The following is a 26,608-nucleotide window of genomic DNA, read 5'->3' on the forward strand; positions in this document are numbered from 1 at the left end:
GCACGCAAAGCGGGAGCTTCCGATGCCGATCAGCACCATCCTCATCATCGTCCTTGTTCTCGTCCTGATCGGCGCCGTGCCGAGCTGGCCGTACTCGCGATCCTGGGGCTACGGCCCCTCCGGCATCGTCGGCGTCGTCCTGGTGGTGCTTTTGATACTGCTGCTGATGGGCAGGATCTGAGCCCGGACCAACGCAACGACAAGGCCACGCAAGCCGTTGGGCTTGCATGGCCTTGTTCATCAGACGATCCGTCAGGCGGTCTTGCGTCTGTCGACGGTCGCAATGCCGATGTCGTTCAGGGCCTGCGAGACGGCTTCGTCCAGCGGGGTGTGCGGGATTTCGCCGATGATGTCTTCCAGCCGGTCGGAAACCAGCCGGTGCGGTTCGAAGCGCAGATACGACATCGAGACGATTTCGTGCCACATGGCCACGAAGGGGCTGCCGGCGCGCAGCACCCACCAGGGCATGAAAGTCAGTTTCAGCGGACGGCCCAGCGCCTTCTCGGCGGCGGCCTTGATATCGAGATCGGTGACGGCGTGGCCGGGGAAGTTGAGCGCCTCGTAGACGCCAAGCTTGTCGAGATTGCGCGCCAGCCCGACGAAACCCACGGCGAAGTCCGGCAGATAGGCCCATTCATGTACGAGGTTGGCTGGACCGGGCGCCGTATAGAGGCCCTTGTTCATCTTGGCGGCGACGACCAGATCGAACCACGATCCGCTGCCGGTGCCGCCGAAGAAATCGCCGGCGCGCAGAATGATGGTGCGCACCCGGCCGCCATCGGCCTCGCGGCGAAACAGCGCCTCCATGGCGCAGCGGATGCGGCCCTTCTCGGTCGTCGGGTGGAACGGCGTGTCCTCGGTCACCACCTGAGGCATCGGCGAGCCATAGTTGTAGACGGTGCCGGGGAAGAGGTGCAGCGCGCCATTCGCATGACAGGCGGCCATGACGTTTTCGGCCATCGGCAGGCATTTGCCCCAGTCGGTGTAGATCGGATTGAGGCCGTTGAAGATGATGTCGACACCTTGCGTGGCGCGGATCAGCGCCTCACGGTCGAGCGCATCGCCGGCGACGGCGGTGGCGCCCTCGAGTTCGGCTGGCACCTTACCGCTGCGGGTAATAGTGCGGACGTCGAAGCCGGCATCGATGAAGGCTTTGGCGACAACGCGGCCGAGCCGGCCATTGGCACCCAGAATTGCGATCTTGGTCATTGCAAGTACTCCTGATCTGGAATTTTCGTGGACGGCTCGGCAGGCGCGATCAGCGGTTGCCGAAGAGGTCGCCGTTGCTGCTCTGGGCGACCGGCTCGCGGACGTCCGACGTCTCGATCGACGTGGTGACCGTGTTGTCGGTGCTGGCGACCGCCGGCTGGCTGGCACCGTTCGAGCCGAACTTGTCGCTACCGGCAAAAGCGGCATTGGCAGCGATGAGGATGGCGGCGGCGGTGAGAGCGATCTTGGTCATTTCATGTATCTCCTGGTTGGTGTTTGCAGTCCGTTCTGGTGTCTGCATCCGGAATATGATCGCCTCGAATGCGAATGGAAATTGACTGCGAATGGCGTTTTGATATTCATAAATGAATGAGCGACATCGACTGGAACCTGATCAAGAGCTTCGTCACCGTGGCGGAAACCGGCAGCCTGTCGGCTGCCGCGCGAAAGCTGGCGGCTAGCCAGCCGACGCTCGGCCGTCACATCGGTGAGCTCGAACAGGCGCTGGGCGTCACGCTGTTCCGGCGCGGGCGCCGCGGCTATGCGCTGACGGAGGCGGGCAGCACGCTGTTCGAGCGCGGCAAGGCGGTGAGCGAGCAGGCGAGCGCCTTTTCACTGTTGGCGCTGGGTTCGGTCGAGGCGATCGAGGGCACGGTGCGCATTGCCGCCAGCGAGGTGGTGGCGGCCTATGTGCTACCGGAGATGACGGCACGGTTGGGCGTCGAGGAGCCCGGCATCGAGGTCGAGATCGTCGCGTCGAACCAGGTCGAGAACCTGTTGCGCCGCGATGCCGATATCGCCATTCGCATGGTCAAGCCGGCGCAAAACGAGCTGGTGGCGCGCAAGGTCAGCGACATTGCGCTCTGCGCCTGTGCGGCGAAATCCTATCTAGAAAGGGTTGGTCGTCCGCTCAAGCCAGCCGACCTTGTCGGCCACGCCTTGATCGGCTTCGACCGCAGCGACGAGATTATCAGAGGCTTTGCCGAATTCGGCGTCTCGCTCAGCCGCAGCGCCTTCCGCTTCAGGGCCGACAACCAGATCGTGCTGTGGGAAGCGGTGCGGGCCGGGAACGGCATCGGTTTCGGCCAGGAGCCGCTCATCGACCGCGATCCGCTGGTGGAGAAGGTGCTGCCAGGCCTCAAGCTGCCAACGCTGCCGGTGTGGCTGGCCATGCACCGCGATGTGCGCACCAGCGTGCGCATCCGTCGCGTCGCGGATTTTCTCTACGAGGAACTGAAGCGCTATTCGGCCGGAGCCGGAGCGAACTCGGCGCGGTGAGCCAGTCCGGCCATCAGCAGGACGATGACCAGCAGCCCCGACAAAGCGACGAAGATCGGACCGAAGCTTGAGTGCTCGGCAACGAAGCCGATCGCCGACGGCGCCACCAGAATGCCGGAATAGCCCATGGTGGTAACGACGCTCATGCCGGTGCCCGAAGACATGCCTTCCTGATTGCCGCCGGCGGAAAAGATGATCGGCACCATGTTGGCGATGCCGAAGCCGCAAAAGGCAAAAGCCGCGATGGCGAGCCAGGGCGACGGCGCCAGACCAGCGACCAGCATGCCGGCGGCGGCGACAAGCGCCGAGACGCGGAGCGTCATCACCGCGCCGAAGCGGTTGCGCACGCCGTCGCCGAGGAAGCGCATGAGCGCCATGACGCCAGAAAAGGCGGCGTAGGCGAGGCCGGCAACGGCCAGGTCGGCACCGAGTTCCTGGCGAAGATACAACGCCGCCCAGTCGAGCACCGCACTCTCGGAGATCATCGTTAGCAGCGCCATCAGCCCGACCAGATAGACCAGCGGATTTGCCGGCAGCGTGAATTTATGAGGCTCGGCAACCTCGGGCTTATCTTCGACGATCAGATGGCGGACCGCTACCGCGAGCACGGCAAAGGCAATCGCCGTCACCACAACTGCGTGGGCCAGATGCCCGTAGTTCTGGATGGCGAAGCCGCCAAGCGCCCCGCCGGCAAAACCGCCGAGGCTCCAGAAGCCGTGCGAGGACGACATGATCGCGCGGGAAAGCCTTCTTTCCACAACCACCGCATTGGAATTCATGGCGACATCCATGCCGCCGATCAGGCCGCCGAAGATGAACATGGCGATGGCCGCCAGCGGCACATTGGGCGCCAGCGCGACGACCAGCAGGCCGAAGCTGCCGCACAGGCCGAACCAACGCAGCACGGTGCGCGAACCATGCCTGGAGATCAGATGGCCGCACCAGGTCATGGCCGCGACAGCGCCGGCGCCAAACAAAAGGATCAGCAGGCCGAGCGTGAATTTGGAGATGTCGAGCCGGGTCAGGAAAACCGGGATCTGCGGCGCCCAGCTGCCGGTCAAAAAACCATTGGCGAGGAAGATGCTTGCGACGGCCCATCGCCCGCGAATGGCGCTCTGCATGACGTTTTGCGCGTCCATAAGGTCGAATCCGCTGCGGAATTGGCATTGCGCGGCAAATTAGATCGATTCAATTTTCAGTCAAGCGCTGGTTGCCGAAAGCTTAGGCCAAGCTGGGGTCAGTGATCCTTGGGCCGCCGCGCCTCGAATTCGGCCTTCTTGGCGTCGGAGGCGTCAAGCTGGTTGAGCGCCCGCCATTCGGCATAGGGCATGCCGTAGACGATTTCCCGCGATTGATCCTTGCTGAGATCGACGCCCTCGGCCCCCGCTGCATCGCGATACCAGTTGGACAGGCAGTTGCGGCAGAAGCCAGCGAGGTTCATCAAATCGATGTTCTGCACGTCGCTGCGCTCGCGCAGATGCGCCAGCAGCCGGCGGAAGGCGGCGGCTTCGAAATCGCGTTGCTGCTCGTCGCTGAGTTCGGTCATCATAAACCTCCTTACAGCGGCCCGGTGCGCGAGCCGAAGATTTTCACCTGGTGTATATCGGGACGACGATCGATCGCGTCAACGATCGGCGCCAGCCGTTCGGCCCAGGCGAGCGCGCCCTTCTGATCTGATATCAGGTCCTGGCGGATCTCGATCAGCACATGGGCAAACCCGTTGACGATGGCATGCTTGAACATGGTGTCGCCACGCAGAGCGCCGTCATAAGGTTCGTTGTCGCCGACGATGAGGGTTTTGTCCTCGGCCAGCATGTCGATCAGCGGCCGCGCCACACGGTCGTCGAGGTCCCACAATATGCCGACGTGCCAGGGTCGTTCGATGCTCTGCATGACCGGCGTGAAGGAATGCACCGAGAAGATGAAAGGCGCCTTCGCGGAGGCCTGCGCTACCGAGGCGATCATGGCGCCGACCGCGTCATGGTAGGGCCGGTAGAAGCGGTCCAGCCGCCGTTCCCGCTCTTCGGCAGCGATGGGATAGTTCCCCGGCACGACGGTGCCGTCATAGAGCTGCCGAATCAGCGTCGGGTCGTCCTCGCCGCGATTGGGGTCGATCAGCAGTCGCGAAAAATTGGCGATCAGCGCCGGCACGCCGAGCAGCGCCGCCAATTCACGCGTCACGGCTTCAACGCCGATGTCATAGGCGATGTGACGCTCGAACTCCGCCGAGGGCAGGCCGAGGCTGCCATACTCCTCGGGCAGGTCGCGCCGGGCGTGGTCGGCCAGCAGCACGATGCCGCGCTTGCGGTCGCCTTCGACGATATCGAAAGGCGCGAAAACTGTGGATCGGGTCATTGGCTGGAAATGGTCTGTTCGCTGGCTTCCGGGGAGGGTGGTATCGTCATTCCACGAAGAGGACGCTGGCGCAATGCCGTTGTTTGGCCACGGTTTCTGCGAAAATCCGACAAAAGGCGGCAGACCGCGCGCCGGGGGCGTTTCTAAATCGATTGGAATTGGACAGAACGGCGCGTTGACATGCGCCCGGACTTTTCCGAAAAGGGGCGTTGAGAGATGCACATGTGGTTGTTGAGGGGTTTCAGGATGGGTTCCGCCGGCAGGCCGCGCATGCGCACCGCCTTCGCCATGCCGCTCCTGGTCCTCACGGTTGGCTTGTCGGCGATGGTTGCGGCCTCGCCCGCCCGCGCCGACTTCCGCGTCTGCAACGCCACGCAGAACCTGGTCGGCGTCGGCATCGGCTACCGCGCCAAGGCCGGCTGGATCACCGAGGGCTGGTGGCACATCGAAGGATCGAGCTGCAAGACACTGATCGAAGGGCCGCTGTCATCAAGGTTTTACTATCTTTATGCAGAAGACGCCGAGCGCGGCGGGCGCTGGGACGGTCCGATCAACATGTGCGTGGCCGAAAAAGAGTTCAAGATCGCCGGCGTAACCGATTGCGTCGCCCGGGGCTTCCAGCGCGCCGGATTCCAGGAATATGACACGGGTGAACAGGCAAGCTGGATGGTCCAGCTGACCGATGAGCCCGCAACGGGAGGCGCCCCACCCGCCCCGGGAACAAACAGTCAATGAGACGTAGCCGCAAGGTCAAGATCCTCGCCACCATCGGTCCGGCCTCCTCGTCCGAGGAGATGCTGAAGAAGCTTTTCGAAGCCGGCGCCGATGTGTTCCGCATCAATATGAGCCACACCGATCACGATCTGATGCGCACGCTTGTCGGCCGCATCCGCACGGTCGAGGAAGCGGTCGGCCGTCCGATCGGCATCCTCGCCGACCTGCAGGGACCCAAATTGCGCGTCGGCAAGTTCGCCAACGGCAAGGAGGTGCTGACCGTCGGCCAGACCTTCACGCTCGACAACAATCCGGAACCCGGCACGTCGACAAGGGTCTATCTGCCGCATCCCGAAATCCTGAGCTCGGTCGAGGCCGGCCATCGCCTGTTGATCGATGACGGCAAGCTCGAATTGAAGGCGGTAAAGAGCGACGGCAAGGCCATCGTCTGCACCGTCATTGCCGGCACCACCATTTCCGACAAGAAGGGCGTCAGCCTGCCCGACACCGATCTGCCGGTCGGGGCGCTGACCGACAAGGACCGCAAGGACCTTGATGCGGTGCTGGCGACCGGTGTCGACTGGGTGGCGCTGTCGTTCGTGCAGCGGCCAGAGGATCTGGCCGAGGCGCGCAAGATCGCGCGCGGCCGGGCGCTGATCATGGCCAAGATCGAAAAGCCGCAGGCGGTCGCCCGGCTGGCCGAGATCATCGAACTCTCGGACGCGCTGATGGTCGCGCGCGGCGATCTCGGCGTCGAGATGCCGCTCGAAGCCGTGCCCGGCATCCAGAAGCAGATCACGCGTGCGGCGCGCCGCGCCGGCAAGCCGGTGGTTGTCGCCACGCAGATGCTGGAATCGATGATCACAGCACCCGTGCCGACCCGCGCCGAAGTCTCCGACGTATCGATCGCCGTGTTCGAAGGTGCCGACGCCGTCATGCTCTCGGCTGAATCCGCCGCCGGCGCCTATCCGGTCGAAGCGGTGGCGATGATGGACCGCATCGCCACCAAGGTCGAAACCGATCCCACCTATGCCGGCATCATCAACGCGCAGCGCTCGGAGCCGGAAGCGACCGGCGCCGACGCCATCTCGCTTGCCGCCCGCGAAATCGCCGAGACGCTGAAACTGTCGGCGATCATCACCTACACGGCGTCAGGCACCACCGGCCTGCGCGCCGCGCGTGAGCGGCCGCAGGTGCCGATCGTGGCGCTGTCGCCGATCCTCAACACGGCGCGACGGCTGTCACTGCTGTGGGGCACGCATTGCGTGGTCTCGCCCGATGCCAGCGACCTCGACGACATGGTCGACCGCGCCTGCCGCATCGCTCTCGAGGAAGGGTTCGGCAAGCCCGGCGACCGCGTCATCATCACGGCCGGTGTGCCGTTGCGCACGCCCGGTTCGACCAACATGCTGCGCATCGCCTATATCGGCTCGGACTCGCACGCCGGCCACTAGGTCGGCGCGAGTTCGGCCTCAGGCACTTTGAGGTCGGCGCATTTGCCGGCGCCATCTGCATCGCCGGCGATCCGTGCTTCCACGGTCTTGGCCATCGCCTGCAGGTCGATGTCCTTGCCGGCCACCTTTTCGATCGCGCCGACGACCAGATCGGGCGCGATCCAGTCGGGCTTGTGGCCGAGATTGTGGACCCAGACCAGTTCGGCGCCGGGGATGTCACGCACCAGACCGACCGAATGGATCGTGGCGTAGACCACCTTGTCGCGATCGCCTGAGATAACCACGGTCGGCGCGGTGATCTCGCGGTAGTGTGGCGAGGCGGCAAGCGCATAGCGATAGAGCCCGGCGACATCGGTGGCGTTGGCGCGGAAGGCCTTGGGCCTGAGCACCAACGGGATCGAAGCCCGCTCGACATAGCTGGCCGGCACCTTGTTAGGGGAAAAGACGCAGGTGGTCGCGTCGTCCATCTGCAGCGTTCCAGCCGGATAGGTCAGCGTTTCGGAAAACAGCCAGCCGACAACCGGAAGGGTCGTCAGATTGTAATACCAGGAGGTCGCGCCGCCCGGCCAGGGATGGCTGACGGGCGAGATGAAGACGAGGCCGAGTGTCCTGTCCTGGTGTTCGCGGCCAAAGGCTGTTGTCACGGCGCCGCCGAAGGAATGGCCGACGATGATAGCTTGCCTGATGCCGAGATGGTCCATCAATGCCGCGACGGTGTTGGCCTGCGCCGACGGGGTCTCGTTGTTGCCCGCGCCGCGCCCGGACCAGCCAAAGCCCGGGCGGTCGAAGAAAACCATTTCGGCGCGACCCTCGAGCAAGGGCCGCAGCGGCAGCATCTGATCCCTGAGATTGGCACTGGCGCCATGGATGAAGATGATCGGCGGCAGCTCGGCATTTTCCGGCGCCGGAACATGGACATAATGGATGCGGGCGCCATCGATGTCGACGAATTCGCCGCCTGGCGGATTACGGCGTTCGATCAGCCAAGAGCCGGCACGGGTAACCCCGACAAGCGTAAGGACAAGCGCCATGAGGAATGCGAGCGCGGCGTAGATCAGGTTCATGGGGGAAATACGGGCCGGAGTGGAATTAGTTCTGGAGTAGGGGAGTAGGGGAGTAGGGGAGTAGGGGAGTAGGGGAGTAGGGGAGTAGGGGAGTAGGGGAGTAGGGGGCATGTGTTCCCAGTGCAATCTCTACTTCCTTATTCCCCTACTCCCATATTCCCTTACTCCCCTATCAGATGCCTTCGCCGGCAAGCTCTTCTGAAAGCGTGGCGACCTGATCCTGGGCGCTGCGCATCATCGGATAGATGCCCAGCACCTTCTGCCAGGCTTCAAGCGCCGATTGCTTGTGGCCGGTCGCCGCCATGATCTGCGCCAGGCCCGAAAGCGCGCCGAAATGGCGTGGTTCCAACTGCAGCGTGTGGTCGATGTCGGACATCGACTTTCCAAAATTCTTCATCATGTAGTGCACGGTGGCGCGCCGGTTCCAGCCTTCGGCGTAGGTTGGCTGCAAGGTCACCACCTGATCGAGGAAATCGAGCGCGACGTCGAATTTCTGGTTCTCGATCGCCTTTTGCGACCACAGCATCATCAGGTCAATCGACGCGCTGCCGGATTGGAACCATTCGCCCCAGATGTGCCCGGCAATGCGCTCGGCGGCCTTTTCGTTGCGTTCGCGCTTCAGGTCGGCGAACAGCTGGTCGAGCCTGGCTGCCTTGGTCTCGGCAACCGGAGGATCGACCGGGTCGTCCGCCCAGGCGGGCAAGACGGCGCTGGAGAGGAAAAGGGCGGTTAGAAATGCAAAAAGAATCCGCATCGCCGGAATCTAACCCCGGACGGCGGATCGTCAAACTGAAATTAGCGTGAAAGGGCCGGCAAGCCAGCAATAAACATCATGCGGGCGGAGGCAGAGAGCCTCCGGCCGAAAACTCAGCCCTGGCGCGCCTTGTAGCGCGGAGCGGTCTTGTTGATGATGTAGACGCGGCCCTTGCGGCGAACCAGCTGGTTGTCGCGGTGACGCGCCTTCAGCGCCTTGAGCGAATTCTTGATCTTCATGGTCTTGCCCGTCGGTCTGGGCCCATCCCGGGCCGAATTATTAAGGCGCGCTCGGAAAGCGCGCCTTGAACTTGTGCGTGGCTCATAAACGAGGAGCCTTGTCCGTGTCAACCGCAAGCGTGCTCATAGACGACGCGAATGCATCGCACCATCAAATATCTACCATCGGCGCCTTGAGGCATTGCGCCGTCTGGGCCCGGCTGGAATGATGCCGAAGCCGCGAAGTGATTTGGGGACCATCATGCGCCGAATTTTTCTGACCGCCTGTCTTGTCGTCCTGGCGTCGGCCGCGCGTGCGGAAGATTGCGACCGCAGCGACGACAGCCAGCAGATGATGACCATCTGTGCCAGCGAAGATTTCAGCGCGGCCGATGCGAAGCTCAACGAGACCTACCAGAACCTCGTCAGCGGAAGTGACGCCAACACCGGGAACCTGCTGCAGAGCGCGCAACGCGCCTGGATCGTCTTTCGCGACGCGGAGTGCCAATACGCCACTGCGGGCAGTGAAGACGGCTCCATCCATCCGATGGAGGTTTCGGCATGCCTGACACGGTTGACCAACGACCGCATCAATCAGCTTACCGCCGCTACGAATTGCGACGACGGCGATGCGAGCTGCGCCAGCCCCGACGAGGACGAGGGCGACATCCAATAAGATGGTTTAGCCGCGGCGGCTGATCCGGGTGAAATGGCCCATCTTGCGGCCGGGGCGCGCCTCGGCCTTGCCGTAGAGATGCAGCATCAGATCGGGCTCGGCGAGCAGGGCGGGAACGCGCAAGATATCGTCGCCGATAAGGTTTTCCATGACGCAGTCCGAATGCCGGCCGGGGTTGCCGAGCGGCAGGCCGGCGACGGCGCGGATATGCTGCTCGAACTGCGAGACGACGCAGGCGGCTTCCGTCCAATGGCCGGAATTGTGGACGCGCGGCGCAATTTCATTGGCCAGCAGCGAGCCGTCGGCGAGAACGAAAAACTCGACGCCGATGACGCCGATATAGTCGAGCGCCGCGAGTATCTTTGCCGCCGCCGCTTGCGCCGCCGTGGCCGTCTCAAGTTTTACCCCAGCTGGCAAGGTCGAGCTGTGCAGGATGCCGTGGCGGTGGACATTCTCGGCTGGATCATAGGCGGCGACAGCGCCGTCCAGCCCACGCGCTGCGATCACTGAAATCTCGCGCTCGAAGGCGACGAAGGCCTCGAGGATCAGCGGTACGCTGCCCATCGCCTCGCAGGTGCCGGCAAAGCCGCCCGCTTCCATGTTGCGGAAGACGCGCTGGCCCTTGCCGTCATAGCCCATGCGCCGCGTCTTCAGGATGCCGCTGCCGTCGAATTTCCTCAATGCCACCGTCAGTTCGTCGTCATTGTCGACCGGGCAGAAATCAGCGGTGGGGATGCCGATGCCGTTGAGGAATTTTTTCTCGGCGACACGGTCCTGTGCCACCTCCAGCGCGCGCGCCGGCGGGTAAACCGGAACCGTTGCGGCAAGTGCGCTGGCGGCCGCGACCGGAACGTTTTCGAATTCGTAGGTGACGACGGCGCTCACCGCTGCCAGTTCTGCCAGAGCGGTTGCATCGTCATAGGCGGCTGTGATCTGCCGGTTGGCGACCTGTGCCGCCGGACAATCCGCTTGCGGCTCCAGCACCACCGTGCGGTAGCCGAGGCGAGCCGCTGCCATGGCCAGCATACGGCCGAGCTGGCCGCCGCCGATGATGCCGATGGTCGACCCCGCCGGCAGGCTCACGGCGCGTCCGTCGGTTCGGCGGCGACCTTGGCGGTCTGCGCGGCACGCCAGGCATCGAGCCGGGTGGCGAGCTTGTCGTCGTAGAGCGCCAGCACAGCCGCGGCCAGCAGGGCGGCGTTGGCGGCACCGGCCTTGCCGATGGCCAGCGTGCCGACCGGAATGCCGGCTGGCATCTGGACGATGGAGAGCAGCGAGTCCTTTCCGGACAGCGCCTTCGATTCCACTGGAACGCCGAACACCGGCAATGGCGTCATCGCCGCGGTCATGCCCGGCAGATGGGCAGCACCGCCGGCACCGGCAATGATCACCTTGTAGCCGGCCGCCTTGGCGCCCTTGGCGAAGTCATACAGCCGGTCGGGCGTGCGATGGGCCGAGATGATCAGCCGATGATGCGGGATGCCCAGCGCCTCCAGCGTTTCGGCGGCATGGCGCATCGTCGCCCAATCGGACTGGCTGCCCATGATGATGGCGACGTCGGCGCGGTGATCGTTCAAGCTTTTGCTCCCCGGCGGCAAAGGCGCGCATTAGCGGAATTCGCGCAAAGCCGCAAGGAACAAGCACTTGCCGGCCGAGACAAAGGGGTTGCGGGATCAGTCGACCTTGACGACGAAGTGCTTGGTCACCGGCTCGATGATTTTCCATGTGCCCTTGAAATCGGCTTCGACCACGAAAGCATCGCCGGGGCCGACTTCGACGGGCGTGCCGCCATCGGGGGTGATGATGATGCGGCCGGCGATCATGTGCACGAACTCATAGTCACTGTAGGTCGCGTGCCAGGTGCCAGGCGTCGCCTGCCATGTGCCTGAGAGAACCTTGCCGTCGGCGGTGGTGTGCTGGACGGCGGTCTTCATGGTCGGCTTGCCCTCGACCACGACCCAGCCCGCGAGATCGCCGGCCTCGGCATTGTCGACGGCGCCGAATTTGAGGATGGTCTTGTTTGTCATGGTCAGGCTCCGTTGCCGGCATTGGCTGCCGCGTGATAGCCGATGCACCCGGCGCGGGCAACGCGGATGCGATGCCTCCAACCGGTCCAGCCGGCCAGTTTAGTCCGGCCAGCGCAAGGCGCCGGAAGACTCCTTGCGGGGGGACTTCATGGCGTCCTTGGGACGGTCAGCTGCGCTCAACACCGCGCGCAGCCTTTCGGCGACGATCTCCGCCTCGCCGGGGTGCAGATTGCAGGGGTCGAGGAAGAAGTGGCCGCGCTCGACCTCGTGGTTGCGGACGATGATCGGCGGCGAGCCCGCGGCAAGCGCCGAGGCAAGGCCGGCGGCGCTGAAGCGGCTCTCGGGTGAGACAAAGATCTGCAGCCGGTCGAGCGGGTTGGCTGTCGGATCGGGAATGATGATCGCGGCGATGCCGGGCAGCCCTTGCAGTGCGTCTTTCCAAAGACGCAGCGCTGCGTCCTCGCGCTGGCGGATGCCGGCATGGTCGCGTTTTTCCCAGGCTTCCAGAGCCGCCATGGTGCCGGCAATGCTTTCCTTGCCGACCTTCATGGCGCGGGCCACGCCTCGGTTCTGCAGATAGGCGGTGCGCACCAGATCCTTGCGCCCGGTGACGATGCCGCTGGTCGGTCCTGAGAGGAATTTGTGGCCGCTGTAGACGACGATATCGGCGCCGCGCGCGAGGAATCTGCGCAAATCGTATTCCGAGGCGGCGTCTACGATCACCGGCACGCCCTTGGCGTGGCAGATCTCGCAGAATTCCTCGAGCGACAGCATGCCATACTGCACCGTGTGGTGGGCAACGACGTAGAGTGCCGCCGCCGTGCGCTCGTTGATCGCCTCGCGCACGTGATAATCCTGCGTCACGCTGACCGTGCCGGCAGGTATCACCTTGGCGCCGGCCACCCGTACTGACTGGTCGATGGGCGCGCCGTAATTGACGATATGGCCAAGCTGGATGACGACTTCGGACTTCAGCCCTTCGGTATCGTCGGGCAACCGTTCGATCGCCAGCAAATTGGTGCCGGTCATTGCCCCGGCGATGGCCATGGTGATGCCGCTGGCACAGCATGCGGTGATGAAGCCGGCCTCGCCGCCGGTGAGGCGGGCAATGACCGTGCTTGCGGCACGTTGCAGGTCGTCCATCTCCACCCATTGCGAGGCGATTTCCGCCATCGCGCTGATCGCTTCCGGGACGATGATCGAGGCGCCGAGCGTCGTCATCGTGCCGGAGACGTTGATGATCGGTCGCAGGCCGAGCCGTTCGCGGATCGTGGTGTTGGAGCCGTTAGCGGAATAGGTTTTCATCTCGGCAGATCCATTTCCAAAAAGTCAGGCGGCGATCTCGACGACCGCCTCGATTTCGACTGTGATGTTGCCCGGCAGCGAGCCGACGCCGATCGCCGAGCGGGCGTGGCCACCGATAGTATCGAAAACAGCGGCGAAAAGATCGGAGCAGCCATTGACCACCTTAGGGTGGTCGCTGAACGTCGGGACGGCATTGACGAAGCCAAGCAGCTTGACGATGCGCACAATGCGGCCGAGATCGCCGGCCGCGGCGTGCATGACGGCGAGCAGGTTCAAGCCGGTGAGACGGGCATGGCCATAGGCTTCTTCCACCGTGACGTCGTCGCCGACCTTACCGGTGCAAAGCGTGCCATCGGCGCGCAACGGCCCCTGGCCGGAAAGGAAGATCAGCCGTCCGCTCTCGGCATGGGTGACGAAATTGGCGATCGGTGTCGGCGGCTTGGGCAGCGTCAGGCCCAGTTCGGCGAGCCGGATGTAAGGCGTCATAAAAGGGCTCCTTGCAACAGCTTGCGCTGCCGATGTCAAAAATGCGAGGCGCGGAACCGCGCCAGGAAGCTGCGAAGACGTTCGTTCTCGAACCCCTCGGCCAGGATTTCGGCAGGCGGGCCTACGGCGCTGACGCCGCCATCGGCCATGAAGACGATGCGGCTCGAGGCGTCGCGGGCAAAGGCCATTTCGTGCGTGACCATCAGCATCGTCATGCCGTCCTCGGCCAGGCTGCGCACGACTTCGAGCACCTCGCCGACGAGTTCGGGATCGAGCGCCGAAGTGATCTCATCGAGCAGCAGGATTTTTGGCTCCATCGCCACGGCGCGGGCAATGCCGACGCGCTGCTGCTGGCCGCCGGAAAGCTCGGCCGGCAGGCTGTCGGCCTTGTGGGCGAGGCCGACCCGGCCGAGCCAATGTTCGGCAATGGAACGCGCCTCGGCTTCGCTTTTTCCCCGCACCTTGCGCAGGCCAAGCATGATGTTGCCGGCTGCCGTCAGATGCGGAAACAGGTTGAAGCTCTGGAACACCATGCCGGTCTCGGCGCGCATGGCGGCGAGATCACGTTCGCTGCGGCGCTGGCGTGTTCCCGTCTCGCGATAGCCGACTTCCTTGCCGTCGATGCGGATCGAGCCGCTGTCATAGCTTTCGAGGAAGTTGACGCAGCGCAGCAGCGTGGTCTTGCCGCTGCCGGAAGGGCCGATGACGGTCACCACCTCGCCGCGCGTCACCTCAAGGCTGACGGAGCGCAGCACCGCGACGGAACCGAAGGCCTTGGAGACATCGCGGACTTCAAGCAGAGCGGGGCTGGCGTTTGTGGCGTCGGACATCATGCTATTCCCGAATGAAGGAGAAACGCCGCTCGAGCCGCCGGCTGGCGAGCGAAAGCGCGTAATTGACGGCGAAATAGATGAGCGCGCCGAGGATATAGAGCGGCATCGCCTCATAGGTGCGGCCGATGACCTGGTTGATCGCCTGCATCAGGTCGGTGATGCCGAGCAGCGAGACTAGGGCGCTGCCCTTGACCGCATCGGTGACGCCATTGATCCAGGGCGGCAGGAAGCGCCTGAAGGCCTGCGGAAAGATGACGTAGGTGAGACGTTGGCGAAAGGTCAGCCCGATCGCCATCGCCGCTTCGGATTGCCCCTTCGGGATGGAGCCGACCGCGCCTCGGAGATATTCGATGACTTGCGCCGTCTTGAACAGGGTGAGCGCCAGCACGGCAGCCCAGAAGGACTCCAGATGGATGCCGACTGCAGGCAGGCCGTAGTAGACGAAGAAGATCAGCACCAGGATCGGAATGCCGCGGATGGTGTCGCTGAAGATACGCACCGCCCAGCGTAAGGGTGCTGGACCGTAGACAAGGCCGACGCCCATCGCCACGCCGGCCCCAAGTGAAAAGACGACGACCAGCAGCGACACCCACAAGGTCAGGGCGAAGCCCTGGGCGAGGAACGGCAGAGCGTAGAGGATCTGGGTGAGCATGTCAGCGTGCCGCCCTGAACCGGCGCTCGACGAGGCGCAACGCGAACAGCAGTGCGTAGCCGGTCAACAGGTACATCGCCGTTGTGACAAGGTAGACCTCGACGATGCGGAAGGTGTTGAAGTTGATCCATTGCGCGCCGTAGGTGAGTTCGGGCACCGAAATGACCGACGCGATCGACGTGTCCTTGAACAGCGATATGAAGGTGTTGGAAAGCGCCGGCAAGGTTATGCGCAGCATCGTCGGCAGGCGCACATGCAGCAGCCTTTGCCAGGGCGTCAGGCCGATCGCCTTGCCGGCGTCGAGCTGTCCGCGCGGCACGGCTTCGAGTCCTGAGCGGAACACCTCGACCAGATAGGCACCGCTATAGAGCGACAGCGTGGCGACGAACGAGGTCTGGGCGTTGTAGGCGAGATCGATGACCGTCGGCAGGCCATAGAAGACCAGATAGACCAGCAGGATCAGCGGCACGTTGCGGATGAATTCGACATAGGCGGCGATGATCGACCGTACGATGCGCCCGGCCGAAACGTACCAGACCGCCAGAACGAGCCCGATGACGATGCCGATCGCGATCGAGATGACGGCGAGTTCGAGACTGAGCAGCAATCCGCCCCAGAGCTTGTCGAAATGCCGCCAGATCAGGTTGAAGTTGAGGGCATAGCCCATGCGTCTGCCTCAATATCCAGCATGGCATCACGCTGTCGAGGAGAAGGAGGCGGAAGGGCGTTTGCTTGCCCCTCCGCCGGCTTTTGTCAGATGACCGGAAAACCGGGATGCCGCGCCGGCGGCTCCAGCCCGAAATAGTCCTTGAATGCCGCGTCGTAGAGCGCCGTTTCATGACCGAACATTGCGGTCGCGAAGGTCGTGTTGACGAAGGTCAGCCAGTCGAGATCGCCCTGCCGGAGTGCGGCTCCATAGAGCATCGAGAACCAGCTCTTGCCGGCATCGAAGTACTTGTCGGGATTGCGCGAGGCGAGCCAGCGGACCGTCGAGAGATCGACGGCGGCAGCGTCGACGCGCTTCGATTCCAGTGCCTGCAGCACGTTGGCCTGTGTGTCGATCTGCATCACCTGCGACTGTGGCAGGACGAGATGGACATTCTGCTCGGCATCGACGTTCTGCAGGATGGAAATCCGTGTCGCCGAACCGCCGGCGAGCAGCTTGTCGAATGTCTTGTTCTCGGCGGTCGGAAGCGTCAGCAGCGCGACGCCCTCGACATAGTAGGGCCGGGAAAAATTGATCAACTGCGAGCGTTGGGCGGTCATGGTCATGAACTGGATGGTGATGTCGACCTTGTTGGTGGTGACATTCGGAATCCGCTGCGCCGGGTCCTGCATGACGAACTCGACCTTGGTCGGGTCGTCAAAAAGCCCCTTGGCGAGAATGTGCCCCATGGTGATGTCCATGCCGACGAGTTCGCCGGCATCGTTCTCAAAATGCCAGGGTGCGTTGGTGCTACCGGTGCCGACGATCACCTTGCCGCGATCGAGAACGGTGCGCAGGAGGCTGTCGGGTGCTGCCTGGGCAGCCGCTTTCTTGACATCGACCGCGGTTGCCGCGCTCATCACGCCGGCCGTTGCCAGCCCGGCCATTCCCAGTTTCAGAAAATCACGTCTCTTGGATGTGTCGTTCACTGCGACCTCCTTTTCGTGTGTATTCCCCTTTTTCAGACACATGCGTCTGTTGATTTCGCGATTTGTCTCTTACAAAAGACACATGTATCCTATACAAGACAGATATTAACACGAGGAATCGACAATGCAAGATGGCAATGGCTTGGCAGCCGTTTCGGATATCGGTCAGGACGAAGACAGGGATGCCGCCCAGCCCTATCCGGGCGATGTGGCGGTTTCAGGCTCCCGCGAGAAGGGCCTCACCCGGGTGCTGCAGATTCTGCAGTTCCTGCACACGACCCAGCGCGCCATCGGTATCGGCGACCTCGCCAAGGGCGTGAACGCGCCGCGCTCGACGACCTATACGCTGGTGCGCTCGCTGGTCGATGCCGGCCTGCTGGAATTGGCCGGCGACGGTAATCGCGTCTATTTCGGCAAGAAGCTTTATCTCTACGGAATGGATTATGTGAGGGGCAACGACCTGCTCAGGCGAGGGCGCCAGGAGGTCGACAATCTGTCGCGCGAGACCGGCGAGACCTCTGAACTGTGCATGCTGCAAAGCGGCCGTTACACGATCGTCCATTCAAGCCCGGGCACCAGGCCGTTCCGCATCAGCTCGGCGACAGGCCTGCAGATACCGCTGCCCTGGACCGCTTCGGGGCGGCTGCTGCTGGCAGGTTTTGAGCGAGCCGTGATCGAAGGCATGGTGTCCGAAGACGACCTCGTGCTGCCGGATGGCCGCAAGCTGAAGCTGGACGATTTTATCGCCGATATCGCCGTCGCCGAGACCACAGGCTATTGCGTCACGTCAGGCCTCGTTGACGCCTACACCAAATGCCTGGCCGCGCCTGTGCTTTCGGTGTCCGGCAAGGTCGAGGCGACGATGTGCCTGGTGGTTCCGATCGATACCTCAAAGGAGAAGACCGGCGAGCTCATCACCCTGTTGCGTGAACGCGCAAGGAAGCTTTCGATCGCCGGATAGCCCCCTTGTTCGGGCGCAGCCGGCAAGCGCCGTTCAGGCAATGATGTCTGGGATGATCTTGTCTTCCAGCGCCATCAGCCGGTCCTTCAGGAACAGCTTCTTCTTCTTCATGCGCTGGATCTGAAGGGGATCACAGCCCATGGCGATCATCGCATTGATGGCCGCATCGAAATCGGCGTGTTCTTGCTTCAGCCGAGAATATTCGAGGCGGACATCAGCCTGTTCCTGGTCGGACATTATCTACCGTCTGCACGTCTGCGGCGCCCAAAATGGGCCTGATTGGGCGGGACCGGCATCATTTTGCTAGCCGGCGCGCAGCCCATATCACATTTCACATTGTCGTGGAATGCTACCACGCAGCATTCGACATCAATGCCGGATGGTGGCAGACTGTCACCGTGCCGTCACAGAAGCGAGCCTGCGGTGGACGCCTTGGCGGCTGCAATCGAGGAAAACCATGAAAGGGAGAACCAATCATGTCTCTTGCTTCCCATCTTGATGAGTTGCAGCGGAAACACGGCGACATCGAACGCGAAATCGATGATGCAATGAACCATCCATCGGTCGACGACCTCGAAATCGTGAATCTCAAGCGGCGCAAGCTGGCACTCAAGGACGAGATTGAAAAACTGAAAGCGACGAAACCGACGACACATTGACGCTCCACAGCTGAGATAGCCGCTTCACGCGGTGAATTGTCTTGCCGGCGGCAGGTGCTGTCGCCGGAAGCGGTTGTGTTTGGCAGCAAATTTCCAAAATCGATGCTTCTGGCTGCGCCCCGCAATGCGGTTCCTGCCATGATTGCGTGAGCGATTTGATCGCCCAGTGGCGACCTGTCGCCATTGACAAGCCATCTTTGCTCCTCCACCTCATGCCCGGACCTCGGCGCGATGCGCGGACAACTGTTGGAGCGTCTTTGGCGTCGACGTGGACGCACGTCGCTCCAGAGATAAAAGGCGGCCGGCCATGACCGGATATTTCTCTTCTCCCTTCCCGCGCCGGACATCGGTCGGCGTCGATGTCGGCGGTGTGATCGTCGGCGGCGGTGCACCGGTCGTCGTGCAGTCGATGACCAACACCGACACCGCCGATATCGACCAGACGGTCGCGCAAGTTGCGGCGCTGCATCGCGCCGGCTCCGAGATCGTGCGCATCACCGTCGATCGTGACGAGAGCGCGGCCGCCGTGCCGGCCATTCGCGATCGCTTGCAGCGGCTCGGCATCAACGTGCCGCTGGTCGGCGATTTTCACTATATCGGCCACAAGCTCCTGGCCGACCATCCGGCCTGCGCAGAAGCGCTGGCCAAATATCGCATCAATCCGGGCAATGTCGGCTTCAAGGACAAGAAGGACCGGCAGTTCGCGGCGATTGTCGAGATGGCGATCAAACACGACAAGCCGGTGCGCATCGGCGTCAATTGGGGCTCGCTCGACCAGGAGTTGCTGACCCGGCTGATGGACGACAACCAGGCTAAGGGTTTTCCGCTGACCGCGCAGGAAGTCACGCGCGAAGCGATCGTGCAGTCGGCGATCCTGTCGGCGGAGATGGCCGAAGAGATCGGCCTCGGCCGCGAAAAAATCATCCTGTCGGCCAAGGTCAGTGGCGTGCAGGATTTGATCGCCGTCTACACCGAGCTCGCCACCCGCTCCAACCACGCGCTGCATCTTGGCCTGACCGAGGCCGGCATGGGCTCGAAAGGCATCGTCGCCTCGTCGGCCGCCATGGGCATCCTTTTGCAGCAAGGTATTGGCGATACCATCCGTATCTCGCTGACGCCGGAGCCGAATGGCGACCGCACGCGCGAGGTGCAGGTGTCGCAGGAGCTTTTGCAGACCATGGGTTTCAGGCAGTTCGTGCCGATCGTTGCCGCCTGTCCCGGCTGCGGCCGCACGACCTCGACCGTGTTCCAGGAACTGGCGCAGAACATCCAGGCCGATTTGCGCAAGAACATGCCTGCGTGGCGCGAAAAATACCCAGGCGTCGAAAACCTCAAGGTCGCGGTGATGGGCTGCATCGTCAACGGCCCCGGCGAATCCAAGCACGCCGATATCGGCATTTCGCTGCCCGGCACCGGCGAGACGCCGACGGCGCCGGTATTCGTCGACGGCAAGAAGGCAGCGACGCTGCGCGGCCCGTCGATCGCCGCCGACTTCGAGAAGATGGTTGCCGATTACATCGAGCAGCGGTTTGGACAGCACGGCAAGGCCGCAGCGGAATGAGCCCATGCCGAAAATTCACTCCGGCGGCCACCTGAAGGCGTCTTCTGCGCTTCCGGTGCTCACGGACCGAATGTCCGCTCCGCGCGTCGCGAGGGCGACCCCGAAGCCACCATCATCTGGCTCACCGGAGCGATTTTCAACACGGGCTCAGCGTTTGGCGCACGTCCTCGCGCTTATTGTTTCCTTGGTTTCTATCTGGCTTCTGGGGAGCAACGGGGCTCAGGCCGATCCACCGCAATCCGCCGCCAAAAGATTGATCGGCCGGGTCTGCGACCTGATCGAGACCCAGGCCGACCAGAACGGCCTGCCAAGGGACTTCTTCGCCCGGCTGATCTGGAAGGAGAGCCGCTTCGATCCGAACGCGGTCAGCCCAGTTGGCGCCGAGGGCATTGCCCAGTTCATGCCGGGCACCGCCAAGATGCGTGGCCTCGCCAATTCCTTCGACATTGCTCAGGCGATCCCGGCTTCGGCGAAATACCTCGCTGAAATGAAAACCGGTTTCGGCAATCTCGGCCTGGCGGCTGCCGCCTACAATGCCGGTGAGAGCCGGGTGTCGCGCTGGCTTGATACCGGCGGCTTTCTGCCGATGGAGACCGAGAGCTATGTCTTCGACATTATGGGCGAGCCGGCCGACAAGTTCACCGACACCGCTTATGCCGGCACCATCCAGCCGCTCGACAAGAAAGCCCCCTTCGCCGTCGCCTGCCGCAAGCTGCCGGTGATCATGTCCTCGACCGTGGCGATGGCGTCGATCAACATCAAGCCGTGGGGCGTCCAGGTCGCCGGCAATTTCCGCCGCGGGGCGGCGATCAATCAATGGATCAGGGTCAGGAGCCGGTTTCCGGCTCTGCTTGGCGGCCATGATCCTGTCGTCAGCCGGGTGCGCACGCCGATCGGCCGGCGCGGCATCTATGCGGTTCGCATCGGCGTCGACGATCGCGCCGCCGCCAACGTCATCTGCCAGAAACTGCAGAGCATCGGCGGTGCGTGTATTGTTGTGCGCAATCGGTAGAGCTTCCGAAGGCGCGTTGCAGATGACCGCTAAAATTATCCTCCGGCGTCGGCAGTGCCGGCAAAGATTCCAGCTATAGGTTGCCATGACCGACCGCCTCTACAGCGACCCCGACCTCGTCCAGTTCTACGACATCGAAAACGAGCGCGGCGTTGATTTCGACTATTGCGTCCGCTTCGCCCAAGGTGCTCGCTCGGTTCTCGATCTCGGCTGCGGCACCGGGCAACTGGCCGCGGCACTTGCCGATGGGCGCAGCGTCACCGGCGTCGATCCCGCCTCGGCAATGCTCGATATTGCGCGCCGCAGAGCGGGTGGCGACAGCGTCGACTGGGTCGAGGCCGATGCGCGAAATGTACGGCTCGGACGGCGCTTCGACCTGGTGCTTTTGACCGGGCATGCGTTCCAGGTGTTTCTCACGATGGGAGATCGCGAGGCGGTGATTGGCACCATCGCGGCGCATCTTGTTCCCGGCGGCCGCTTCATCTTCGACACGCGCAATCCCGCGGTCGAGGAATGGCTGGAATGGACGCCAGAACGATCGCACCGGATGCTGGATCATGTCGGACTGGGCACGATCAAGGCATGGAACGATGTCCGGCGCGATGCCACCACCGGCGTCGTCACCTATTCGACCCAATATGACATTTTGGGCCGCAAAGAGATTCTGAGCGCCGAATCGAGAATCGCGTTCCCGGCAAAGGAAGAACTTGCCGGTTTGATCGATGAGGCGGGCCTGACCGTCGAGAAATGGCTCGGCAGCTGGCTTGGCGAGCCCTATGGTCCGACATCGCCGGAGATCATCCCGATCGGCCGGCTGCGCTGACGGGCTATGCCGTCTTCGCCACCACCGTCTCGCTGAGCCAGGTGCCGATCTTGCTGCCGAGGCGATCGGGCGAAACCGGCTTGGGCAGATAATCGTCCATGCCGGCTTCGATGCATTTGTCGCGATCGCCCTTCAGCGCGTGCGCGGTGACGCCGATGATCGGTGTGTGGCTGCCAGTCGTGGCCTCGATCGCCCTGATGGCGCGGGTCGCCTCGTAGCCGTTCATCTCCGGCATGGAGACGTCCATCAGCACCAGCTTGGGGCGAAGCGCTCGATACATCTCGACCGCCGTGCGGCCGTTGCCGGCGATGCGGTAGCTCAGGCCGAGACCGTTGAGGATCTGGCCGAAGACCAGCTGGTTCACGTCATTGTCCTCGGCAATGAGGATATCGATGGGTCCGTTCGGCGTGGCGGTCGATTCCGGTGCGACCGATGCCGGCATTGCCGGCCCGCGGATGACGGTAAAGGCAGGCGGCGCTACCTGGGGGATGACCGGTTCGCGAACGAACTGTGCCTTGCCGACCTGGGCGCGGGCCCTCTGGATGACCGATATGACGGTGCCGAGCAGGATGGCCGAGCGGGCCGGCTTGGTCAGATGCGCGGCGATGCCGAAATCGATGACCATCCTGCCGAAATCGATCTGGTCGACCGAGGTTAGCAGCACGACCGGAATGGCGGACAGGCGGCTGTCCGAGGCAATGGCTCTGGCGACATCGGCGCCGTTCATGCCGGGCATCTGGTAGTCGAGGATGATGCAGTCGACCGCGGCGCCCAACTGGTTGGCGCGATCGAGGAAGGCCAAGCCGACGGCGCCGCTTTCGGCGGCCGCGCAGTCGAAGCTCCAGCTTCGCAGCTGCTCGAGCAGGATCTCGCGGTTGACCGGATTGTCGTCGATGACCAGCACGCGGGCGCCGGTGACGTCGACCGGCACGATCTCGTCGCGTGCATCCTGTTGATGCGAGGGCACCGGCACGGCGAACCAGAAGACAGAGCCACGGCCGATCTCGCTTTCGACGCCGATCTTGCCGCCCATCAGATCGACGAGGCGGGCGGCGATGGCGAGGCCGAGGCCAGTGCCTTCATGGCGGCGCGTCGACGAGCCGTCGACCTGAGCGAATTTTTCGAACACGTTCTGCAGCTTCTCGGCCGGAATGCCGATGCCGGTGTCTTCGACGCGCACTTTGAGCTGGACCAGGCCGGCGACGATTTCGCCGCCGACATCGATCAGCACATGGCCCTTTTCGGTGAACTTCACCGCATTGCCGAGCAGATTGGTGACGATCTGCCGGAACCGTCCGGCGTCGCCGACGACAAAGGCCGGCAGGCGCGGGTCGACACGCACGATCAGCTCGAGGTTCTTCTCGGCTACGCGCGCCGACACCAGGGTGGCGACATCCTCGACCGCTTCAGCAAGGCGGAAAGGGGCCGGGTCGAGCGTCAGCTGGCCGGCGTTGATCTTCGAGAAATCGAGGATGTCGTTGATGATGGTGAGCAGCGCATTGCCGGATTTGACGATGACATCGGTGAAGGTCTTCTGGCGCGGGGTCAGTTCGGTCTTGGCGAGCAGCTCGGCCATGCCCAGCACGCCGTTCATCGGCGTGCGGATCTCATGGCTCATATTGGCCAGAAATTCCGATTTGGCGCGATCGGCGGCCTCGGCCTTGAACAGGGATTCGGCGGATTCGGCGAAGGCGCGGCGGATCGCCTTTTCCATCGGCCGGAAAATCCACAGGGCAGAGACGGCAAGCACGGCGAACAAAAGCCCGCTCGCCCACAACAGCAACCGGTCGCCGGAGGCATCAGCCAGATGGCGCTCGTCGTCCATGGCGGTGCGAACGCGGACCAGCATCGGCTGGGCAAACAGATCGTTCTGGTTGCGGATCTCGCGATAGCTCCATTCATCGGCCTTCTGCGCCACCGACATCAGGTTGAAGTTGCGCACCATGTCGCGTGTCGACCAGAACAGATCGCCGTTGACGGAGGCGGATTCGAGTTCGTTGACGGTTTTGCTGGAGAGGCGCGGCTTGATCGCGGCAATCTGGGCGGTCAGCGTTTCGATCTCGCCGGTCAGGCGTTCGGAATGGCCGCGCGCCGATGCGGCGAGACCATCGCGCGTTTCCGCCCGCCAGGCGGTGCCGGTCGTCTCGGCGAAGCTGGTGGCGTTGCGCAGATCGCGGGTGAAGATGACGAGGTTGCTGCTCAGCGCATCGATGTCGTGACGGAAGGAGTTTACGCGGTTGAGCGCAAACATCACGGCAGCGGAAGCCAGCGCAAAGATCAGCAATCCCGAGAGATAGCGGATGCGGATCGAGCGAATGAAGAAAGAATATTCCGGCATGCGCAACCCCAACACATACGCATCATTTTAATCGCCGGGATTACGCTTCATTTACATTAAAATTTCGTTCGTGCGGGGCGGGGCAAATCAGTAACTGACCGCCCTAGGATGCCTTCCCATCCTCAGGCGGCCGGATCAGCCTGCGCGCGGCATCTGCTCCTGCCGCGAGGATGCGATCCGACAATTCGGTCCCTGCCGCCGCGCGGGCCAGCTGAAGCGCGCCGATGAGGGTCGCAAAGACACCCAGCGCCACGCCTTCCGGGTCCTTGCCCTGCGGCAGCGCGGCAGACACCTGCCGCACCTGGGTCAGGAAGCGCTCGGTATAGACCTCGCGCGTTTCAGGCGGCTGGCGCGCAATCTCCGGCAGCAGCGCGGCGGACGCGCAGCCCTTGTCCGGGTTGTCCCGGTGCTCGGCCGACAGATACGCCTGAATGGTCATTTCCGGACCGCCCGAAGCCAACAACTCCTGAATTTGCTGCGACTGGGCATCCAGGGCCGCTGCCACGCTTTCGCGGATGAGCTCCGCCTTTGATTGGAAGTGCGGGTAGAAGGCTCCGTTCGTCAGCCCGGCGTCGCCCATGATGGTTGCCAGTCCAGACGCGGCGATGCCGTCACTCCTAAAACGCTGGGCGGCGACCTCCACAATCCGATCGCGGGATGCGTCCTTCCGGCCCTTTTCGTAGCGCATGGCGGCGTTTCCTTTCTGCTATTGCATTATGCACGTAATGTGATATTATGATCGTAATTCAACCAATGGCAAAAAGCTAGCCCTCATGCATCTGGAGTATCAAATGAGTGTCCTTTCAGGAAGAACCGCGATCGTTACCGGAGCCTCTTCGGGCATCGGCCGCGCCACAGCCGAAGCCCTGGCGCGGGCAGGACATACCGTCTTCGGGACAAGCCGTAGGGCGATAAGCAACGGCCCGGCGCAGGTGTCCATGCTGACATGCGACGTGACCGATGGCGACTCCGTCAGCGCCCTCGTTGCAACCGTGCTGGCGCAGACCGGGCGGATCGACCTTTTGGTCAACAATGCCGGTGTCGGCATGCTTGGCGGTGCCGAGGAATCCTCGGTCGCACAGGTGCAGTCCCTGTTCGACGTCAATCTGTTCGGCGTCATGCGCATGATCAACGCTGTGTTGCCGTCGATGCGGCGGCGCGGCCAAGGGCGGATCATCAACATCGGCTCGATTCTGGGATTGGTACCCGCGCCATACTCAGCGCATTACTCGGCGGTCAAGCACGCGCTCGAGGGCTATTCGGAATCGCTCGACCATGAGGTGCGCGCCTTCAATATTCGCGTCTCGATCATCGAGCCGGCATACGTGCGTACCGTCTTCGACCAGAACGGCATTGAGCCGGATTCGGTGTTGAAAGAATACGATCAGGCCCGAGCCGGGGTCGAAGCGCTACTTCGCGATGTCATGCCCAAAGCCGATCGGCCGGAAGTGGTGGCGGATGTGGTCGTCAAGGCGGCGACCGATGCCCGTCCGCGGCGACGCTATACCGCGGGCAAGGCTGCGCGCCAAGTCAGCATGCTGCGCCGCTTCGCCCCCGCGGAGATGTTCGACAAGACCTTGCGCAAGCAGTTCCGCCTGCCGGTCTGAACCACAGCGAGGAGTTCACGCAGATGAGACTGGCAACGACACAATTGGTCAGGCGCCACAGCACGGAGGTGTCAAACATGGCACATATAGTCAATCAGTCGTCCCATTCACGGCTATCGTTCCAGGATGCGCCAACGCGCACCGTCGATGTCGGCGGCACGGCATTCGTTTACCGGGAACTCGGGCCCAGGACCGGCGTGCCGGTCATCCTCCTCAACCATCTGGGCGCTCAGCTGGACAATTTTGATCCACGCATCGTCGATGGTCTCGCCGCGACCCGGCGGGTGATTGCCTTCGACAACAGAGGCATCGGTGCTTCGGCTGGCAAAACGCCGTCAACCATCTCCGGGATGGCGCGCGATGCCGTCGCCTTCATCCGGGCGTTGGGGTTCGAAGAAGTCGACCTCTTCGGCTTTTCACTTGGCGGCTTCGTGGCGCAGGAGATTGTGCTGACCGAGCCCGGGCTTGTGCGCAAACTCATCCTCACCGGCACCGGGCCGGCCGGCGGTCAAGGCATCGACAAGGTGACGCCGCTGACGATCGTGGACATGATCAAGGGGGCGCTGACTTTTCGGGATGCGAAATACTATCTCTTCTTCACAAGGACGGCGAATGGCCGTCGTGCCGCGAACGCCTTTCTGGAGCGGCTGAAAGAGCGCAAGAGCAACCGTGACAAGGCGATTTCGCTGAGCGCGTTCGGCGCGCAACTGAAAGCGATCAAGGCCTATGGGCTGCAAACGCCGCAAGATTTGAGCACCATCCGCATTCCTACTTTTGTTGCGAATGGCGATCACGACAGGATGGTGCCGAGCAGCAATACCCACGATCTCGCCCGGCGTATCCCTGGAGCACAACTGATCATCTACCCGGATGCCGGGCATGGCGGGATTTTCCAGAATTACGCCGATTTCGTCCCGAAGGCCCTGTCCTTCCTCGAGGGCTGAGACCTTCCCCCTGGGCGGCTCTGCCGCCAAAGACGCCGGTTTG

32 protein-coding genes are annotated in these 26,608 nt (G+C 63.1%); 12 read left to right on the top strand and 20 right to left on the bottom strand.

All coding sequences use genetic code 11. The features are described 5' to 3' along the window. Positions 1–22 precede the first annotated feature (22 nt). Positions 23–181 (top strand): DUF3309 family protein, encoded by a 159-nt coding sequence (locus tag AC1DXN_RS19730; RefSeq protein WP_477270713.1) that lies wholly within the window; start codon positions 23–25, stop codon positions 179–181. A gap of 71 nt (positions 182–252) precedes the next feature. Here the strand turns inward: AC1DXN_RS19730 and AC1DXN_RS19735 are convergent, their stop codons facing one another. Both AC1DXN_RS19735 and AC1DXN_RS19740 read right to left on the bottom strand, forming a co-directional pair. After that, positions 253–1,209 carry an SDR family oxidoreductase gene (locus AC1DXN_RS19735; RefSeq protein ID WP_477270715.1) on the bottom strand — a complete coding sequence of 319 codons (957 nt, stop codon included), beginning with the start codon at positions 1,207–1,209 and terminating at the stop codon, positions 253–255. 49 nt (positions 1,210–1,258) lie between these two features. Continuing rightward, positions 1,259–1,462 carry a DUF680 domain-containing protein gene (locus AC1DXN_RS19740; protein WP_477270717.1) on the bottom strand — a complete coding sequence of 68 codons (204 nt, stop codon included), beginning with the start codon at positions 1,460–1,462 and terminating at the stop codon, positions 1,259–1,261. A gap of 116 nt (positions 1,463–1,578) precedes the next feature. Between AC1DXN_RS19740 and AC1DXN_RS19745 the strand changes: the two genes are divergently transcribed. Then, complete coding sequence (locus AC1DXN_RS19745; protein ID WP_477270719.1) at positions 1,579–2,487, top strand: LysR family transcriptional regulator; 909 nt, start codon at positions 1,579–1,581, stop codon at positions 2,485–2,487. Here AC1DXN_RS19745 and AC1DXN_RS19750 read toward each other — a convergent pair. The 3 genes from AC1DXN_RS19750 to AC1DXN_RS19760 form a co-directional block, all read right to left on the bottom strand. After that, complete coding sequence (locus AC1DXN_RS19750; RefSeq protein WP_477270721.1) at positions 2,451–3,626, bottom strand: MFS transporter; 1,176 nt, start codon at positions 3,624–3,626, stop codon at positions 2,451–2,453. The two genes, AC1DXN_RS19745 and AC1DXN_RS19750, sit on opposite strands and share 37 nt — an antisense overlap. Positions 3,627–3,724: 98 nt before the next feature. Continuing rightward, the gene (locus tag AC1DXN_RS19755) at positions 3,725–4,033 is read right to left on the bottom strand and encodes a DUF1244 domain-containing protein (RefSeq protein ID WP_477270723.1); all 309 of its coding nucleotides are present in this window, start codon (positions 4,031–4,033) and stop codon (positions 3,725–3,727) included. A gap of 11 nt (positions 4,034–4,044) precedes the next feature. Continuing rightward, positions 4,045–4,842, bottom strand: a complete 798-nt coding sequence (locus AC1DXN_RS19760; protein ID WP_477270725.1) for an N-formylglutamate amidohydrolase — start codon at positions 4,840–4,842, stop codon at positions 4,045–4,047. A 288-nt stretch (positions 4,843–5,130) separates the two neighbouring features. Here AC1DXN_RS19760 and AC1DXN_RS19765 point away from each other — a divergent pair, with 288 nt between their 5' ends. Beyond that, complete coding sequence (locus AC1DXN_RS19765) at positions 5,131–5,577, top strand: DUF1036 domain-containing protein (protein ID WP_477421644.1); 447 nt, start codon at positions 5,131–5,133, stop codon at positions 5,575–5,577. Then, complete coding sequence (gene pyk / locus AC1DXN_RS19770; protein WP_477246212.1) at positions 5,574–7,010, top strand: pyruvate kinase; 1,437 nt, start codon at positions 5,574–5,576, stop codon at positions 7,008–7,010. Before AC1DXN_RS19765 ends, pyk begins: the two co-directional genes overlap by 4 nt. Here the strand turns inward: pyk and AC1DXN_RS19775 are convergent. From AC1DXN_RS19775 to ykgO, 3 genes are all read right to left on the bottom strand, one after another. Next, entirely contained in the window at positions 7,007–8,074 is a 1,068-nt protein-coding gene (locus AC1DXN_RS19775; RefSeq protein ID WP_477270727.1) for an alpha/beta fold hydrolase, read from the bottom strand. The two genes, pyk and AC1DXN_RS19775, sit on opposite strands and share 4 nt — an antisense overlap. A gap of 172 nt (positions 8,075–8,246) precedes the next feature. Beyond that, a complete protein-coding gene (locus AC1DXN_RS19780; protein ID WP_477270729.1) occupies positions 8,247–8,828 on the bottom strand; it encodes a tetratricopeptide repeat protein in 582 nt (193 codons plus the stop codon). Positions 8,829–8,941: 113 nt separating this feature from the next. Continuing rightward, a complete protein-coding gene (gene ykgO, locus AC1DXN_RS19785; protein ID WP_006327841.1) occupies positions 8,942–9,067 on the bottom strand; it encodes a type B 50S ribosomal protein L36 in 126 nt (41 codons plus the stop codon). A 205-nt stretch (positions 9,068–9,272) separates the two neighbouring features. Here ykgO and AC1DXN_RS19790 point away from each other — a divergent pair, with 205 nt between their 5' ends. After that, positions 9,273–9,722, top strand: coding sequence for a lysozyme inhibitor LprI family protein (locus AC1DXN_RS19790; protein ID WP_477270731.1), 450 nt, complete (start codon positions 9,273–9,275; stop codon positions 9,720–9,722). 6 nt (positions 9,723–9,728) lie between these two features. On the opposite strand, the gene AC1DXN_RS19795 is transcribed toward AC1DXN_RS19790, so the two are convergent. From AC1DXN_RS19795 to AC1DXN_RS19835, 9 genes are all read right to left on the bottom strand, one after another. Further along, a complete protein-coding gene (locus AC1DXN_RS19795; protein ID WP_477270733.1) occupies positions 9,729–10,805 on the bottom strand; it encodes a 5-(carboxyamino)imidazole ribonucleotide synthase in 1,077 nt (358 codons plus the stop codon). After that, positions 10,802–11,299 (bottom strand): 5-(carboxyamino)imidazole ribonucleotide mutase, encoded by a 498-nt coding sequence (purE, locus tag AC1DXN_RS19800; RefSeq protein ID WP_477270735.1) that lies wholly within the window; start codon positions 11,297–11,299, stop codon positions 10,802–10,804. The genes AC1DXN_RS19795 and purE overlap by 4 nt, the downstream gene beginning before the upstream one ends. 96 nt (positions 11,300–11,395) lie before the next feature. Next, positions 11,396–11,749, bottom strand: coding sequence for a cupin domain-containing protein (locus AC1DXN_RS19805; RefSeq protein ID WP_477270737.1), 354 nt, complete (start codon positions 11,747–11,749; stop codon positions 11,396–11,398). Between the two features lie 99 nt (positions 11,750–11,848). Next, positions 11,849–13,054 (bottom strand): aminotransferase class V-fold PLP-dependent enzyme, encoded by a 1,206-nt coding sequence (locus tag AC1DXN_RS19810; protein ID WP_477246225.1) that lies wholly within the window; start codon positions 13,052–13,054, stop codon positions 11,849–11,851. A 24-nt stretch (positions 13,055–13,078) separates the two neighbouring features. Beyond that, the gene (locus tag AC1DXN_RS19815) at positions 13,079–13,540 is read right to left on the bottom strand and encodes a RidA family protein (RefSeq protein ID WP_477270739.1); all 462 of its coding nucleotides are present in this window, start codon (positions 13,538–13,540) and stop codon (positions 13,079–13,081) included. Positions 13,541–13,575: 35 nt separating this feature from the next. Next, the gene (locus AC1DXN_RS19820) at positions 13,576–14,370 is read right to left on the bottom strand and encodes an amino acid ABC transporter ATP-binding protein (RefSeq protein WP_477270741.1); all 795 of its coding nucleotides are present in this window, start codon (positions 14,368–14,370) and stop codon (positions 13,576–13,578) included. A 4-nt stretch (positions 14,371–14,374) separates the two neighbouring features. Next, complete coding sequence (locus tag AC1DXN_RS19825; RefSeq protein WP_477246230.1) at positions 14,375–15,025, bottom strand: amino acid ABC transporter permease; 651 nt, start codon at positions 15,023–15,025, stop codon at positions 14,375–14,377. A gap of 1 nt (position 15,026) precedes the next feature. Then, positions 15,027–15,692 (bottom strand): amino acid ABC transporter permease, encoded by a 666-nt coding sequence (locus tag AC1DXN_RS19830; RefSeq protein WP_477246232.1) that lies wholly within the window; start codon positions 15,690–15,692, stop codon positions 15,027–15,029. 86 nt (positions 15,693–15,778) lie between these two features. After that, positions 15,779–16,660, bottom strand: a complete 882-nt coding sequence (locus AC1DXN_RS19835) for a transporter substrate-binding domain-containing protein (RefSeq protein WP_477246234.1) — start codon at positions 16,658–16,660, stop codon at positions 15,779–15,781. 124 nt (positions 16,661–16,784) lie between these two features. Between AC1DXN_RS19835 and AC1DXN_RS19840 the strand changes: the two genes are divergently transcribed. Next, complete coding sequence (locus AC1DXN_RS19840; RefSeq protein ID WP_477270743.1) at positions 16,785–17,621, top strand: IclR family transcriptional regulator; 837 nt, start codon at positions 16,785–16,787, stop codon at positions 17,619–17,621. Positions 17,622–17,654: 33 nt separating this feature from the next. Here the strand turns inward: AC1DXN_RS19840 and AC1DXN_RS19845 are convergent, their stop codons facing one another. Continuing rightward, positions 17,655–17,858 carry a YdcH family protein gene (locus AC1DXN_RS19845; protein ID WP_477246237.1) on the bottom strand — a complete coding sequence of 68 codons (204 nt, stop codon included), beginning with the start codon at positions 17,856–17,858 and terminating at the stop codon, positions 17,655–17,657. A 239-nt stretch (positions 17,859–18,097) separates the two neighbouring features. Between AC1DXN_RS19845 and AC1DXN_RS19850 the strand changes: the two genes are divergently transcribed. The 4 genes from AC1DXN_RS19850 to AC1DXN_RS19865 all read left to right on the top strand — a co-directional run bounded on the left by AC1DXN_RS19850 (position 18,098) and on the right by AC1DXN_RS19865 (position 21,676). Continuing rightward, a complete protein-coding gene (locus tag AC1DXN_RS19850) occupies positions 18,098–18,280 on the top strand; it encodes a YdcH family protein (protein ID WP_477246239.1) in 183 nt (60 codons plus the stop codon). Between the two features lie 307 nt (positions 18,281–18,587). Then, positions 18,588–19,841: a flavodoxin-dependent (E)-4-hydroxy-3-methylbut-2-enyl-diphosphate synthase gene (gene ispG, locus AC1DXN_RS19855; protein ID WP_477270745.1), complete on the top strand. Its 1,254-nt coding sequence runs from the start codon at positions 18,588–18,590 to the stop codon at positions 19,839–19,841. A gap of 202 nt (positions 19,842–20,043) precedes the next feature. Then, positions 20,044–20,853 (top strand): transglycosylase SLT domain-containing protein, encoded by an 810-nt coding sequence (locus tag AC1DXN_RS19860; protein WP_477246619.1) that lies wholly within the window; start codon positions 20,044–20,046, stop codon positions 20,851–20,853. Between the two features lie 85 nt (positions 20,854–20,938). Continuing rightward, the gene (locus AC1DXN_RS19865; protein WP_477270747.1) at positions 20,939–21,676 is read left to right on the top strand and encodes a class I SAM-dependent methyltransferase; all 738 of its coding nucleotides are present in this window, start codon (positions 20,939–20,941) and stop codon (positions 21,674–21,676) included. A gap of 4 nt (positions 21,677–21,680) precedes the next feature. On the opposite strand, the gene AC1DXN_RS19870 is transcribed toward AC1DXN_RS19865, so the two are convergent. Then, entirely contained in the window at positions 21,681–24,014 is a 2,334-nt protein-coding gene (locus AC1DXN_RS19870) for a response regulator (protein ID WP_477270749.1), read from the bottom strand. A gap of 103 nt (positions 24,015–24,117) precedes the next feature. Continuing rightward, positions 24,118–24,702 (bottom strand): TetR/AcrR family transcriptional regulator, encoded by a 585-nt coding sequence (locus AC1DXN_RS19875; protein WP_477246247.1) that lies wholly within the window; start codon positions 24,700–24,702, stop codon positions 24,118–24,120. Positions 24,703–24,805: 103 nt separating this feature from the next. Between AC1DXN_RS19875 and AC1DXN_RS19880 the strand changes: the two genes are divergently transcribed. Continuing rightward, complete coding sequence (locus tag AC1DXN_RS19880; protein WP_477270751.1) at positions 24,806–25,621, top strand: oxidoreductase; 816 nt, start codon at positions 24,806–24,808, stop codon at positions 25,619–25,621. A 77-nt stretch (positions 25,622–25,698) separates the two neighbouring features. Continuing rightward, positions 25,699–26,565 carry an alpha/beta fold hydrolase gene (locus tag AC1DXN_RS19885; protein WP_477270753.1) on the top strand — a complete coding sequence of 289 codons (867 nt, stop codon included), beginning with the start codon at positions 25,699–25,701 and terminating at the stop codon, positions 26,563–26,565. The last annotated feature ends 43 nt before the right edge of the window (positions 26,566–26,608 follow it).

Source organism: Mesorhizobium sp. P2_H9, from assembly GCF_056403215.1.